This is a genomic window from Ruegeria sp. YTSA135, assembly GCF_059610165.1.
This window is the reverse complement of the sequence record NZ_JBXWNC010000019.1, coordinates 16,501-30,410: the sequence shown is the minus strand read 5'-3', so window position 1 is coordinate 30,410 and position 13,910 is coordinate 16,501. Positions and strand designations below refer to the sequence as shown.

Here is a 13,910-nt window from a genome sequence, read left to right as displayed (position 1 = left end):
GGGTGGCGTTACTTGGTGACCCAGCCCCCATCGATTGAGATCATCTGGCCGGTCATGTAGTCGCTGTCGTCCGATGCGAGGAACGAAGCGGTCCCGGTGATATCATCGGGGTAGGACACCCGCTTGATCACCAGGTTGTTGTCGACGATATCGTCGTAAGCCTGCCCCGCACGTTCCTTGAAGCCGATTTCGACCAAGTCCTTGTCCAGCTGCTCCCACAACGGAGTGACAACTACGCCGGGGGCGTAGCCGTTTACGGTGATGTTGTGCTCGGCCAATCCGAGCGCGCCGCATTCGGTTAGTGCCAGGCAGCCGTATTTCGAGGTGCAATAAACGGTCACGTCAACCAGGGGTTTGCGTGACGCGATCGAACCCACATTGATCAGCTTGTAGGGGTGTTTTTCCATCGGGCCCTGGGCGATCATCTGCTTGGCCGTTTCCTGCATGCCTAACCACATCGCCTTGGTGTTGACGTTCATGATCATGTCCCAGTTGTCTTCGTCGATATCCATGAAGAACCGGGGCTTGTTTAAACCAGCGTTGAAAAGGCCAACGTTTATGGATCCGAAAGCTTCGACTGTGGCGGCAACGGCGGCGGCGTTGTCTTCGCGCTTGGTCACATCCATCCTTACGGCAATCGCCTTGCCATTGCCCGCCGCGTTTATGCGGTCGGCAACTTGTTGTGCCTCATCAAGATCAAGGTCCCCAAGGCAGACGTTGGCGCCCTGTGCGGCGAAGGCTTCGGCATTGGCCGCGCCCATGCCGCGCGCGGCACCGGTGATCAGAATGTTCTTACCTTTCAGGCGATTGGGGTCCATGATTTTTCCTCCTTGAATCTACAGTGTCCCGTTTGGTCCCATCAGCGCGTCGGCCCTTGCCTGAGCCTTGCGCAGAGCGTCTCGCGGTGGGGTGATCCCGCGAAGCATGTCGTGAAATTCCTCGCCGCAGATGCGGATGATATCGACGATTTCGGGGACCGGCGGGCGCGGCCAGAACTGCAGTTCGTCGCGCCATGACATTGCGTCCACCGCCTCGAATATCGGCGAAGCACGTCGCACTTCGGGGTCAGACGCGACTGAATAGCGCGGGTTGGTACGGCTACCGTTCTGGACGTACAGCTTCTGTGCCTCGGGCGAGGTGAAAACGGTCAGCGCTTCGACAGCGGCCAGCACGCGCTCGGGCGGCAGGTTGGCCGGAATCCCCATCACGTAGCCACCGACCGGAGCGACCGGATGCGCACCAGGCCCCGCGGGATGCGGAAGGTAACCGGTCTGGCCGTAGGCGGGGGAACTTTCATCAAGCTCGAAATACGGGGCAAGAAGTGTGTAGCCATAGGCCATTGCGATCTTGCCCTCAGCATAGGGGCGTACCCGCTCATACCAGGACATCGACAGGATATCAGGCGGCGAGAAGTCCAGAAGCTCCCGCAGGAACTCTGCCGCGTGCAGTCCGGCTTCGGTATCAATCGTGGGACGATATGTACCGAACGCAAGGTTTCGAGCGTCAAACCCCCCTGCGAATTCAGGAAGGTTCAGTACCGGCTGTCCGAAATCGGCCATCGTCATCAGAACCGTGTGCCCCAGCGCCGTGCCCCGTGCCGCGTTCCAGGCGATCCCGTGGAACCCGCGCCGGGGATTGTGAAGCGTGCGTGCGGCTTTGAGCAAATCGTCTGTTGTTGCGGGCGGCTCTAGCCCCGCCTCGACGAAAAGGTCGCGGCGGTAGAACAGTAATTCCGGCGTCGTCTGCGCCGGCACACCGTAGGCGCGGCCGCCCCAATGCGCCGCCTGCCATCCGGCCGTATGGAAATCCGCCGGGTCCAGCCGGGCGATGTCCATTACCTTATCCAGCGGCATCAGGACGTTCTTTTCCGCAAATTCCCCGATCCAGGGTAGATCGACTGCAATGATGTCGTAGCGGCTTGTCGAGCGTTCTGCGTTCCGCAACGCCTCTTCGCGCAGACGGTCTATAGAAAAGGCGCGTTGGCTGATCTGTGTTCCGATCACCTGTTCGAACTGGCGCTTGAGCGTATCCATTACCAAGAAGGTCGGATCGCCATGCACGAGCACCCGGATACCCCCCGGCACCTTCAGCGGCTCAGGTAGGACGCTCAACGGCGGTATGGACTGCGCCGCAATATAGCTTCCGCCGAAGTAGTAATCCTTGGATCTCTGGCCACGCCCACGCCCGCCGAATTGCGCCTCGGCCAGTCGGCGCATGCGCCCCGACACCTGCATCCATTGATCCAGAAGCTGGTTGCTGGGATGCATCGAAAAACTCTTGCCGCTTTTGGTACGTGGCCGCTGCTCGATCAGCCCCGTCTCAATCATCTCTTTCAGCTTGCGGTTGGCCGTGGCGTAGGGCACGCGGCTGGCCCCGATCAGCGCCGTCGGGGTTATGGTCTTTCCTGAAAAATGTCCGTTTAAAAGATGCACCACCATCCGCAGGTGCGGATTGGGTGCGACCAGATCGAACAAACCTTCCATCTCATCGCTGAAATCATCCAAGAAGGACAGGATATCCAATGCATCAGTCTTCGCTTGTGGCGAAACCTGGCTTGCAAAGCTATGTCCTTCCATGGCATTCATCTGTTTTCGTGACCTTTTTCGCCTTTGGCTTTTAAGCATGGCCGCTGATTTGTTCGATTTGGATGAAATCTTGTCGCCCACTTTGGTTCCTCCGAAATTGACCAATCTGGCCAGATCAGCGTATCGGGAAAAAGTCCAAAATGAATGTAAAAATATTCATTTTGGATAAAATTCAGGCATTCTCGATCACTTGAAAGCGGCAGATTGCGTAGCAGTCGTCCGGCGTGCCGGGAGATAGGGCGGCCGCTGCCAGAGGTGGCCGACAGACACGCAAAAAAGCATGAAATTTCCGGGAGGAGACCGAAATGAAAATTGTTACTATGCTTGCCGCAACCACTGCAACGTTTGCCTTGGCGGGCATGGCATCCGCCGAGTCGATGAAGATCGGCATTACCCAGAACAACGTTGGCGTCGACAGCTACCAAACGACCTATGAAAAGGCGTTCATCGCCGCAGCTGAGGCAAATGCCAATGTTGAAACGGTCGTACTGGACGCTGGTGGCGACGTGGCGCGCCAGATTGCCCAGATGGAAGACCTGATCCAGCAGGAAGTCGACGCCATCATTATTTGGCCAACTAACGGTGAGGCGGTAATCCCCGCCGTCCGCAAGGCGCATCAGGCCGGTATCCCGGTCATCGTCACCAACTCCAACATCGCCGAAGCCGGCTTTGACTTCATCAAGTCATTCTCGGGCCCCGACAACATCACCCAAGGCGCGCGTTCGGCCGAAATTATGTGCGACAAGTTCAAGGACATGGGCATCGAGAACGAAGCTCAGGTCGTGCACATCACCGGCCAGCCGGGCTATACCACCGCTATCGAGCGCGCCAAGGGCTTTGAGGACCGTCTGCCCGAAGTTTGCCCGAATGTGACCGTGGTCGACACCCAACCGGGTGACTGGAACCGCGAAAAGTCGCAGCAGGTCATGGAGGCCTTCCTTGTCAAGTATGACGACATTGACGGTGTCTATGCTGGTGACGACAATATGGGCGTGGGTGCCTTAAACGCTGCCAAGGCTGCGGGCCGCGATGGGATCATCTTTGTCGGTGCTACCAACTTTGCCGTTGGTTACGAAGCAATGGGTGCAGGCGAGTACTGGGGCTCGATCTACCAGTCGCCGGTTGATGATGCCGAGGCTGCACTGAAGACGGCCATTGATGTGTTGAGTGGTGAGGACGTGCCGTTCCTGAACTACTTCGACACCCCGAAGATCACCCAGGACAACATGGGCGACTTCACCAAGCCGGTGTTTTAAGCGAACGCCGATCCGGGGCGCGGCAGGTTCGCGCCCCTGACTGCTTTTCAAACCACCGGGTTTTTAGGGGGGACACGCCATGGGACGTGTAACCAACCGCGTCTGCATCGTGACAGGTGCAGCTCAGGGTATCGGACGCGCCATTGGAGAAGCGCTGCTCGACGAAGGCGCCAGAGTCTGTTTTGCCGACATCGACGGCGAGAAGGTGTCAGAAGTCGCCGAAGCGAACCGCAGCCGCACCAATGGCGGAAAAAGCCGGGTAACCGCGTCACAGGTGGATGTTACCAATCGCGAGCAGGTTCGCGCCATGATCGCACACACGGTTGAAACCTTTGGCCGCCTCGATGTGAAGTTCAACAATGCAGGCGTGAACAAGCCGATGAACTTCATGGATGTGACCGAGGACAACTGGAATTTCATCATGGGAGTGAACGGGCTGGGCTGCATGATCGGCATGCAGGAGGCTGCCCGACAGATGATCACGCAAGGGCATGGCGGCAAAATCATCAACACCGCCAGTATTGCCAGCCGCCAGGGTTTTGACAATGTCGCCCCGTACTGCGCGTCTAAATGGGCCGTGGTCTCATTGACGCAATCCGGTGCGCGCGATTTGGCGAAACATGATATCACGGTGACAGGCTTTGCGCCCGGCGTGGTGGCGACCGAGATGTGGGAGCAGGTCGACAAGGACCTGATGGAAATCGGCGCCGCCGAACGTCCCGGGCAGGCGATGGAGGAATTCTCGGCCGAGATCCTAAAGGGCCGCGTGGCGCGGCCCAAGGACATTACCGGCACGACCACGTATCTTGCTTCGAAGGACAGCGACTACATGACCGGCCAGATTGTCATGATTGACGGCGGCATGACGCTGGTCTGACCGGCAACGAAGAACACTACGATTGTCGGTCGATATCTGGTGCCGACAACCCGAAGGAGGGAAAGATGGCGACACTGACCAAAGACCGGCTTGGCAGCCTGATTGCAAGCCAGGGCATCCTGCTTGCCTTCGTGCTGTTTATGATCGCTTTTACCATTGCCAATCCTAAATTTCTTTCAGTCGACAATGTGCTGAGCGTAATCCGATCTTCTGCTATCCTCGGAGTGATCGCACTGGGTGTGACTTTCGTGGTGATAAGTGGAAACCTCGATCTGTCGGTCGGATCGATGATGTCGTTCTCGACCATTGTGGTTCTGGACCTGCATGACAAGATCGGACCACTTGCGGCCATCCCCGCCATGTTTGGAATGACGCTTTGCCTAGGCGCCTTCATCGGTTTTCTTGTCGGATACCTCAGGCTCAACTCGCTCATTGTGACACTGGGCATGTTGTCGGCCATCCACGGGTTGACGCTGACCTATTCCGGTGGACAGAACATGGATATTGCCGACAAGGAAGGTACCTGGTTCAGTGTTTTTGGCCAAGGCGAGGCGCTGGGTATTCCGGTGCCAATCTTGATCTTCGTACTGCTTGCGGCCGTGCTGGGCATGGTGCTGGCCAAAACACCCTTCGGGCGCAAAGTCTATGCGGTGGGCGGAAATGGGACGGCAGCCACCTTTTCCGGCATCCCGCGCGCACGCACGGTCTTTTACTGCTACCTGATTTCGGCGTTCTGCGTAGCGACCGCCGGGCTCATTCAGGCAAGTCGGTCACTGGGCAGCCAGAACACGGTTGGACAAGGGCTGGAGCTTGAAGTCCTGGCCGCAGTTATCCTTGGTGGCGCCTCGCTTTTGGGTGGGTCCGGCACGATCTTCAAGACCGTGATCGGGGTACTGATCCTGGGTTTCATCCAGAACGGCCTGCTGCTGGTGGGTTTGCAGTTCTATGTCCAATTCGTCGTAACCTGGATCATCATAATTCTTGCTGTCTGGCTTGATATCGCGGCCAAGCGCGGCAAGCTTTGGTCACCGATCGCGTAAGGGAGGGGAAGCCATGCAACCGGGTGCATTGTCCAAAGCGTTGAAAAGCGGCGCGATCTGGGGGTTCATCGTTCTCGAGCTGATCTTCTTCAGCGTGGCGGGCGAGTTCATGTCGCTCTCCGACAAAGCCTTCATGGATTGGGAGAACATGCTGCTGCTGCTCAAGCAGTCCGCGCCAATTGGGATCATTGCGATGGGCATGACCATCGTCATGGTCAACGGCAATATCGACCTTTCGGTTGGTGCGACCTTTGCCATCGCCGCAATTATCCTGCTTGACAGCATGACATGGCCGATCTTCGCCGGCCTGGGAGACTGGGTGATCCCCGTTGCGTGGCTTCTGGCCTTGTCGGTGGGTACTCTGCTCGGTGCGCTCAACGGTCTGATTGTCTGGAAGACCGGTGTGGACGCCTTTATCGTAACGCTTGGGTCGATGCTGGGCTATCGCGGCATCGTCTTCATGTTCAACGGGGAAAACCCGACCAGCCACCTGAATTGGACGCTGGTGGACTTTGCCGAAGCCCGATTCCTTGGGCTGGCTACGGCCTCGTGGTTCCTGATCGCGGTAACATCAGCGATATGGTTCCTGATGAACAAGACGGTACATGGCCGCAACGCCTATGCCATTGGCGACAACCGTGAGGCTGCGGTAAATGCAGGTATCCGCGTCGGCCCACATATGATGATCAACTTCTCGGTCATCGGTTTTTTGGCGGCACTCTCGGCTGTGGTCTTCTACTCTGAGTCGGGGTCGGTAAACCCCAATGACGGGCAACTTTATGAGCTTTGGATCATCACGGCCGTCGTTCTTGGCGGCACCAAGATCACCGGCGGTGCGGGATCTGTAATCGGCACATTCGGCGGTGTGATCGCGATCCAGCTTCTGCGCAAGGGATTGGGTCATATCGGGGCTGACACATCCACCGTTAATCTGGTGATTGGTCTCATTCTGATCGCAGTGCTGTTCCTGGATCGTCAGCTCAATATCAAGGGCAAAGAGGAGTTGAAGGTATGACCGACAAAGAACCCGTTCTCCACCTCGACAACATCGTCAAAACCTTTCCCGGCGTTCGCGCGCTGGATGGTGTGTCTTTTTCCGTTATGCCCGGTGAGGTTCACGCGTTGATGGGCGAAAATGGCGCCGGAAAATCGACACTGATGAAGGTTCTGGGCGGCATCTATCAGCCTGACGGAGGCGAAATCTATATGGGCGAAGACAAAGTGATCATGAGCGGACCACTGGAGGCTAAGGCCAAGGGGATCGTCTTTATCCACCAAGAGCTTAGCTTGGCCGAGGAGCTGACAGTGGCTGAGAACATCTATCTTGGCGAACTGCCCCGCAAAAGCTTTGGCCGTGTCGATTGGGGCAAGCTGGCCGATCAGACGAACACGATCCTGGAAAAGCTGAATGTGGGTTTCGATGCCAAGACACGTGTGGGCGATCTGTCTATCGCCAACCAGCAGATGGTCGAAATTGCCCGTGCCCTGACCGTCGATGCCAAGGCGGTTATTTTCGACGAACCAACAGCATCGCTGACTGATGCCGAGAAGGTTGTGCTGTTCGATGTCATCGCCGATCTGAAACGCGAAGGTGTGGGCATCATCTACATCTCTCACCGCATGGAAGAGATATTCAAGATCACCGACCGCATCTCGGTTCTGCGCGATGGCCAGTATCAGGGCACGGTTGCGACGGCGGACAGCACCGAAGAGTCCGTCACGCAGATGATGATCGGGCGCAAGCTCGACCTCAGCAGAAACCTTTCGCACCACGATCTGGGTACCGTGGCACTTGAGGTGCGCGGGCTAAGTTGCGGCAAGCTATACCAGGATGTAAGTTTCGAAATCCGCCGGGGCGAAGTTGTCGGATTCTATGGTCTTGTGGGCGCTGGTCGGACTGAGATAGCCGAAACCCTATTTGGCCTGCGTGACCCGTCCAATGGGCAAATCCTGCTGGACGGCGAAGAAATCCGTATTCACTCCCCAGCGGATGCCATTGCTCGTGGCATCAGCCTGGTGCCGGAGGACCGGAAAGGTCAGGGCCTTGTCCTTGGCATGAATTGCCGAGACAACATGACCCTGCCTCAGGTCGATGACCTCAAAGCCGGGCCTTTTGTTGCCGAAGGCGCCGAGATCGCAATTTTCGATCAGTACCGCGACCGACTGGACATCCGCACACCGGGCTGGAAGGCGCGGGTGGGCAACCTGTCAGGTGGCAATCAGCAGAAGATCGTGATCGGCAAGTGGCTGTCGATGCATCCCAATGTCTTGATCGTGGATGAACCTACCCGGGGCATTGATGTGGGCTCCAAGTCGGAAATACACAAGCTTCTTCGCGAATTGGCGGCTCAGGGCTATGCAGTGATGGTGATCAGTTCCGAAATGCCAGAGGTGCTGCATGTTTCCGACAGGATCATCGCCATGTATTCAGGCCGGGTGATGCGAACCTTCACGTCTGATGAGGTGTCCGAGGACAACCTAATTCAGGCGATCTCAGGCCTTGGCGGCGATCAGGCAGCCTGAATCCGGCGCGCCCGACCGCTGTGAAATTTGAAAAGGAAGACAGATGAAACTTCTCCGCTATGGCCAGCCCGGTGCCGAAAAACCTGGCCTTCTTGATGCCTCTGGCCGTGTCCGTGACCTGTCGGGCGTCGTGCCCGACATCGCCGGAGAGGCGCTGAGCCCCGACAGCCTGAGCAAGATCGCCAAGCTTGATCCAGAAAGCCTGCCGCGGGTCGAAGGTATCCCTCAGCAGGACCTGCGGCTGGGGGCCTGCGTCGGCAATATTGGCAAATATGTCTGCATCGGCCTCAACTACGCCGATCATGCGGAAGAGGCTGGGATGCCGATCCCAGAAGAGCCGATCATCTTCAACAAATGGACCTCAGCCGTGGTGGGCCCCAACGACGACATTCAAGTGCCGCGTGGTTCGGTCAAGACCGATTGGGAAATCGAACTGGGCGTCGTGATTGGCGCACCGGGTACCTACATCGACGAAGCCGACGCCATGAACCACGTAGCCGGATTCTGCGTGATCAACGATGTGTCCGAACGCGACTTCCAACTCAACCGTGCAGGCACCTGGGACAAGGGCAAGGGGTGCGACACCTTTGGACCAACCGGCCCATGGCTGGTCACACAAGACGAAATCACCGATATAAACAACCTCGACATGTGGCTCGATGTGGACGGTGAACGCATGCAATCAGGCTCGACAGCCACACTCATTTTTAAGGTACCTTATCTGGTGTCATACTGCAGCCAGTTCATGAGCCTGCAGCCTGGCGACGTGATCTCTACCGGTACCCCCCCGGGCGTGGGCATGGGGCAAAAGCCACCACGCTACCTGCACGGTGGAGAAACTGTCACGCTTGGCATCGCCGGACTTGGTGAGCAGCAATCTTTGGTCAGACCTGCGATCACATAGCACCTGACACGTCCGATCGGCGATACTCCAAGTCAAACTGTCGGCACTCAACGACAACTTGGGGCAAAACCGCATTGGTATCGTTGGAGCTTTCGCCGCAGTGCCGCGCACAAGATCAGTTGCTGGGAACGTGAGGACGCCGGTCAGTAAGCCCATAGCAGTCGTTCAGTCGGGCTTTTGAGGCCGTGTTGCTAAGGATGACTGTTCAGAACACAGTGTAAGGAAGCCGCGCAAACCCTGTTATCCTTCTTCGGCGACCGTAAACTTCAGGGGTTTGCGGCGAAGTTGGCACAGGAGGCGCCTGCCGTTTAAGGCCGCAGATTGACCGAAGGTCTCTCAAGAAATCTGCAGTGTACTTGGGCACTGCGGCAAAGGGCCTGATTATATGGGAAGATCGGTATGCGAACGCGGGCGGCTAGGTTCCGCCAAGGAAGGTTTGCGGCTTTTTTGACAATTGACTGTATGCCTACAACGGAGACATTCGGGACGACTGAACAAGTGACCGGGTCGAATCCCATGCGGACCTGATCCAGTACCTTCGCAGATGCGGTATAGAATCGACAGAAGTTGACAGCTGCGATGCAGCAAGAAAAGCGTTCCTTTATGGCAACCGAAGCGAGTTCTCGGTGAATGATGTCCGCGTTCGAGGCAAAGCAGCCTTTCGCCAATTCTCTTTAGACGAAACAGAAAATGCGTGATAGCTCCGAACTATGGCAACCATATCCGCGCAAAATCGACCGTCCATCCCTTACGGGCTTGCGGTTGTTGGTGTCCTTTTCGCCTCAATCTGTTTTGGGTTGGTCCCTTACTTTAGTCGCAGCCTGACCGAGCAGGGCGTCGCACCCTATGCGGTTGCATTCTATCGGTACATTGTCGCGGCAGTTCTCCTGCTTCCTGTTCTCGTCTTGCACCGAAAAGAATGGCGAGCGATCATTTGGGGCCTTTCAGCCGGTGCCGTAATGGGGCTTGGTTGGATCGGATATGTAACGGCGCTAGAGGCGTTGCCTGCATCGACAGTGGGTGTACTTTACATGACCTACCCAGTGTTCACCCTGGTCATCGCATGGGCTGTGTTTGCCGATGCACCTACGCCGCGCGCATTGTTGGCCGCTGGCCTGATTGTAGTCGCGGCTGTCATTGCTGGATCGCCCGCTTCAATCCCTGCGGAGCATCTACCAACACTTTTCATATCCCTTGCCGCGCCATTCGGGTTTGGTTTTGGAATTTGCGTGCTGGTGCACAGGTTGTCACGGATTGCGCCGTTGGCACGTATCGCGTCAGTGTCTTTGGGGTCTGTTCTGGGGCTTGCGCCGCTCATTCTTGGTGCGGACGTCGCAGAGCTTTTCCCAACGGAGAAATCTGATTGGCTTTTGATTGTTGGTATTGGGCTTGTCACCGCGCTTGTGCCCCAGCTCATCTACACGATCTGCTCACCGGTTATCGGGGCGTCCCAAACTGCGGTAGCCGGAAGCATCGAATTGCCCACGATGTTTGCCGTCGGTTTTCTGGCCTTTGGTGAGGCCATCACTGTTTCTCAGGCTTTGGCATGCGCATTGGTGCTGGGCGCAATCGCGATCACAAGAAGCCGAAAGACACGCACCGTATCGACCGTGCTTGCAAAATCACCCAAGCGGTAGCGTTGGGTTCAATGCGGTCGGGTTCACCGCCCGACTTTCCCTGATCGGAGTGACCTTCAATTACGTCGAGATTGTCCCGTCCTGAACCCAAACATCAAACTGCGCCAATACGGCGTCACTGAAGGCCTTGTCGTTGATATGTGCATCCAGTTCGGTGGTCGGAATTCGATCAGATATCGCTTTTCTTACTTCGTCAACCATGTCGCTTAGGGCTTCCGGGTCGTATGCCTCTTCACCTTCCTTGTCCCAAGCTTCGACCCCCTGAGTAGGCATAAAAAAGTGCACCGGCCCCGTCGCAGCTTCAAGGCGGTTGGCGAGTTCACGTATCCACGCACGGCGTTCTTCGCCTGTAAAAACCGAACTCTTGATCAGGCGATTATGTTCGTGAAAGGGGCGATCAGCGTATTGCTCTGGAATGTCCTGCCAGCCTGCAAAGTCCAACAAATCCAGTGCGCCGGGGGCCACCATTTGCGGTGTACCCACGCGCCCGGCATTTGTAACGCGGTCCTCGCCGCTGGAGACCACGGAACCTGCCATCAGATTTCCGAATTCCTGCATGCAGAAGTCCATCACGCAAACAAATGCACCCTCACCGGCAAGTTTCTCGAAGGCCATACCGCCCATGCCGGTAGAATGGAAAACGGCGACTTCGAAACCACGCTCTTCCAGGGCTGGTTTCAAGGTTTTCATGTAGCGCAGGCAGGATGATCCCAGGCTGGTCATTCCGATCAAGGGCTTGCTGCGATCCAGTTCGATTGCAGCTTTGGTAGCCCCGACAACTGCTCCGGCGGCCTGACTTAAAGAGGATCTGCAAATCGAGTTCATTCCATACAGACCGCCGGCCCATAGGATCATTTGAATGTCAGGGGCCAGACGATGAGGAGGGATCAAAGGCGAGAAGCTCACCGTTGAAACGATGTATTTTGGAACCCCCATTGGCAGCGACTGTGCGCAATCCAGCGCCAGATCGGTGCCCATTGTCCCCCCAATTGCGAGCATTCCGTGAAATCTGCCTTCGGCATATGCCTGCGCGACAACAGTGGCGGCACCAGCGGACATCACGCGGAAGGCTTTGTTTTCGTCCCCTTGCGCGATGACATCTTCAATGGTCATTCCGGCAGCGGCGGCGACGTCGTGTTTGCTGATGTCTGTTGCGCTCTCAGGTTCCCCCAGAACCGAGACGTCCATTGTCAGAACGCTGGCACCTTGCGCCTTGACCACGTCCTCGATGAAACGCATCTCGGGTTCCTTGGTGTCGTAGGTGCCGATCAGCAGAACTGTTTTTTGGGTCATGGGTTCCTCTCCTGCCTGCGCATTGGTCCAGATATTTTGTCAACAGCTGCGTGGTTTTTTGAAGAAACCAAGACTCGCGTACTGAAGTCTCTTTTGTCCACATTGCGGTGAAATCCACACGGCGAAAGACGTCGTGTTTTAAGTTTCGCGGGCAATTTCCGCCCTGATCCCCCAAGTGTCACGCGGCCTTCCTTAATTCAGAGTTTTATCCAGGCCGTTTTTAGATCTAGGTACTTGTCAAATGCGTGCAGCGACTTGTCATGTCCATTTCCGGATTGCTTTACGCCCCCAAGCGGCACTGTGATATCCGCCCCGCCATACGTGTTAACATGCACCACACCAGCCCTGATTTTTGATATCATACGGTGTGCGCGGGATAGGTTCGAAGTCCACACGCCCGCGGCAAGACCAAATTCAGTCGCGTTGGCAAGGGCGATGGCTTCTTCTTCTGTGTCAAAGGCTTGAACTGTAAGAACCGGTCCAAACACCTCTTGGCAGACAACGCGGTCGTCAGGGTTGACGCCGGTTATGACTGTCGGTGCCATATACGTCCCCCCGGTGTCGTGCAGAATCCGCGTTCCACCTGTGGCAATAGTGCGACCAGCGGCGCGAGCCTCTTCAACGAATTGAAGGTTTTGCGCCAGTTGGTTTTCCGAGTTTACGGCACCTGCTTGTGTCCTTGGGTCCAGTGGGTCGCCGACCTGCATGGCCTCGGCGTTCGAAACCAACCTCTCCACGAATTTGTCGTGGATTTCCCGCTGGACCAGCAGCCGTGAACCGGCAACGCAGACTTGGCCGGAATTGCGAAAGATGCCAGCGGCCGAGACCTTCGCGGCTTCGGCCAGATCGGGGGCGTCCGCAAACACGATATTTGGGGATTTTCCGCCAAGCTCCAGATAAACGCGTTTGAGGTTTGATCTTGCCGAGGCTTCAAGCAACCGACGGCCTGTCGCGCCGGAACCTGTGAAAACAAGAGCATCAACGTCGTGGGATTCAGCGATTTCTGCCCCAACAACTATGCCTTCGCCAGTCACCACGCTTAGAACCCCCGGTGGAAGACCAGCCTCCAGCGCAAGTTCGGCCAACCGGATAAGAGTTAACGATGCCGTTTCTGCGGGTTTCAAGACAACGGTGCATCCTGCGGCAAGCGCGGGGCCCAGTTTCCAACTGCCGATCATCAGTGGAAAATTCCATGGCACGATTGCGCCTACTACTCCAACCGGTTGCTTGTGAATTAACCCCAGTGCATCGGGCGCAGTAGGGGCAATCTCGCCATAAATCTTGTCGATCGCCTCTGCAAAATAGCGGATCGTCCCGGCAGCGCTGAGGGGCTCGGCCTTGTAGGCCATGCCAATTTCGGTTCCATTGTCGCGTACGCCCAATACAGCCAGTTCTTCGGCCTCTGCTTCGATAAGGTCTGCCCATTTCAGCATGATTTTTTTGCGAGCAGCGGGGGCAAGGTCAGACCATCGCCCATCGTCGAAAGCACGTCGCGCTGAACGGATTGCCAATTGAGCGTCCTCACGGGTTCCCTTGGGTATGGTTGTCAGGATCGATCCGTCGATAGGCGATATGACGCCCATTGTCGCGCCATCCGACGCGTCACGGCTTGTACCATCGATCAGGTGACGTGCCGGTGGAACCGCGCGGTGCCGGAGTTTCTCTATCCTTATTTTGTCCAAATCGAGCCTCAATAGGTTTGAATAATGAACCATTGGTGTCAAAAAAAGTGTCAAACTTTAAACCTGCATTTGTCAATAATGATTTTTTAGTTGACAGGTGAAGAAACAAATTC

The 13,910-nt window shown here is 56.6% G+C and carries 11 protein-coding genes; 7 read left to right on the top strand and 4 right to left on the bottom strand.

The genetic code is table 11. The features are described from left to right. Positions 1–8: 8 nt before the first annotated feature. Together AC2FIT_RS19635 and AC2FIT_RS19630 are read right to left on the bottom strand one after the other, a co-directional pair. Entirely contained in the window at positions 9–818 is an 810-nt protein-coding gene (locus AC2FIT_RS19635) for an SDR family NAD(P)-dependent oxidoreductase (protein WP_496831733.1), read from the bottom strand. A gap of 18 nt (positions 819–836) precedes the next feature. Next, positions 837–2,585, bottom strand: coding sequence for an extracellular solute-binding protein (locus AC2FIT_RS19630; protein WP_496831731.1), 1,749 nt, complete (start codon positions 2,583–2,585; stop codon positions 837–839). Positions 2,586–2,890: 305 nt separating this feature from the next. On the opposite strand from AC2FIT_RS19630, the gene AC2FIT_RS19625 reads away from it, so the two are divergent. The 7 genes from AC2FIT_RS19625 to AC2FIT_RS19595 all read left to right on the top strand — a co-directional run bounded on the left by AC2FIT_RS19625 (position 2,891) and on the right by AC2FIT_RS19595 (position 10,822). Continuing rightward, positions 2,891–3,841, top strand: coding sequence for a sugar ABC transporter substrate-binding protein (locus tag AC2FIT_RS19625; RefSeq protein WP_224889787.1), 951 nt, complete (start codon positions 2,891–2,893; stop codon positions 3,839–3,841). 79 nt (positions 3,842–3,920) lie between these two features. Continuing rightward, positions 3,921–4,718 carry an SDR family NAD(P)-dependent oxidoreductase gene (locus tag AC2FIT_RS19620; protein ID WP_496831729.1) on the top strand — a complete coding sequence of 266 codons (798 nt, stop codon included), beginning with the start codon at positions 3,921–3,923 and terminating at the stop codon, positions 4,716–4,718. A 65-nt stretch (positions 4,719–4,783) separates the two neighbouring features. Beyond that, complete coding sequence (locus AC2FIT_RS19615) at positions 4,784–5,758, top strand: ABC transporter permease (RefSeq protein ID WP_224889789.1); 975 nt, start codon at positions 4,784–4,786, stop codon at positions 5,756–5,758. 13 nt (positions 5,759–5,771) lie between these two features. After that, the gene (locus tag AC2FIT_RS19610; RefSeq protein WP_224889790.1) at positions 5,772–6,773 is read left to right on the top strand and encodes an ABC transporter permease; all 1,002 of its coding nucleotides are present in this window, start codon (positions 5,772–5,774) and stop codon (positions 6,771–6,773) included. Next, entirely contained in the window at positions 6,770–8,281 is a 1,512-nt protein-coding gene (locus AC2FIT_RS19605) for a sugar ABC transporter ATP-binding protein (protein WP_496831727.1), read from the top strand. The genes AC2FIT_RS19610 and AC2FIT_RS19605 overlap by 4 nt, the downstream gene beginning before the upstream one ends. A 43-nt stretch (positions 8,282–8,324) precedes the next feature. Next, a complete protein-coding gene (locus AC2FIT_RS19600) occupies positions 8,325–9,185 on the top strand; it encodes a fumarylacetoacetate hydrolase family protein (RefSeq protein WP_496831725.1) in 861 nt (286 codons plus the stop codon). A gap of 710 nt (positions 9,186–9,895) precedes the next feature. Further along, positions 9,896–10,822, top strand: a complete 927-nt coding sequence (locus AC2FIT_RS19595) for a DMT family transporter (protein ID WP_496831724.1) — start codon at positions 9,896–9,898, stop codon at positions 10,820–10,822. Between the two features lie 60 nt (positions 10,823–10,882). On the opposite strand, the gene AC2FIT_RS19590 is transcribed toward AC2FIT_RS19595, so the two are convergent. Both AC2FIT_RS19590 and AC2FIT_RS19585 read right to left on the bottom strand, forming a co-directional pair. Further along, a complete protein-coding gene (locus AC2FIT_RS19590; protein WP_496831722.1) occupies positions 10,883–12,115 on the bottom strand; it encodes a Tm-1-like ATP-binding domain-containing protein in 1,233 nt (410 codons plus the stop codon). A gap of 197 nt (positions 12,116–12,312) precedes the next feature. Continuing rightward, entirely contained in the window at positions 12,313–13,830 is a 1,518-nt protein-coding gene (locus AC2FIT_RS19585) for an aldehyde dehydrogenase (protein WP_496831720.1), read from the bottom strand. Positions 13,831–13,910: the final 80 nt, after the last annotated feature.

Bases quoted from the DNA above. Each gene is read 5' to 3' on its own strand.
- AC2FIT_RS19635 (WP_496831733.1), bottom strand. From the start codon at position 818: ATGGACCCCAATCGCCTGAAAGGTAAGAACATTCTGATCACCGGTGCC.
- AC2FIT_RS19630 (WP_496831731.1), bottom strand. From the start codon at position 2,585: ATGAATGCCATGGAAGGACATAGCTTTGCAAGCCAGGTTTCGCCACAA.
- AC2FIT_RS19625 (WP_224889787.1), top strand. From the start codon at position 2,891: ATGAAAATTGTTACTATGCTTGCCGCAACCACTGCAACGTTTGCCTTG.
- AC2FIT_RS19620 (WP_496831729.1), top strand. From the start codon at position 3,921: ATGGGACGTGTAACCAACCGCGTCTGCATCGTGACAGGTGCAGCTCAG.
- AC2FIT_RS19615 (WP_224889789.1), top strand. From the start codon at position 4,784: ATGGCGACACTGACCAAAGACCGGCTTGGCAGCCTGATTGCAAGCCAG.
- AC2FIT_RS19610 (WP_224889790.1), top strand. From the start codon at position 5,772: ATGCAACCGGGTGCATTGTCCAAAGCGTTGAAAAGCGGCGCGATCTGG.
- AC2FIT_RS19605 (WP_496831727.1), top strand. From the start codon at position 6,770: ATGACCGACAAAGAACCCGTTCTCCACCTCGACAACATCGTCAAAACC.
- AC2FIT_RS19600 (WP_496831725.1), top strand. From the start codon at position 8,325: ATGAAACTTCTCCGCTATGGCCAGCCCGGTGCCGAAAAACCTGGCCTT.
- AC2FIT_RS19595 (WP_496831724.1), top strand. From the start codon at position 9,896: ATGGCAACCATATCCGCGCAAAATCGACCGTCCATCCCTTACGGGCTT.
- AC2FIT_RS19590 (WP_496831722.1), bottom strand. From the start codon at position 12,115: ATGACCCAAAAAACAGTTCTGCTGATCGGCACCTACGACACCAAGGAA.
- AC2FIT_RS19585 (WP_496831720.1), bottom strand. From the start codon at position 13,830: ATGGTTCATTATTCAAACCTATTGAGGCTCGATTTGGACAAAATAAGG.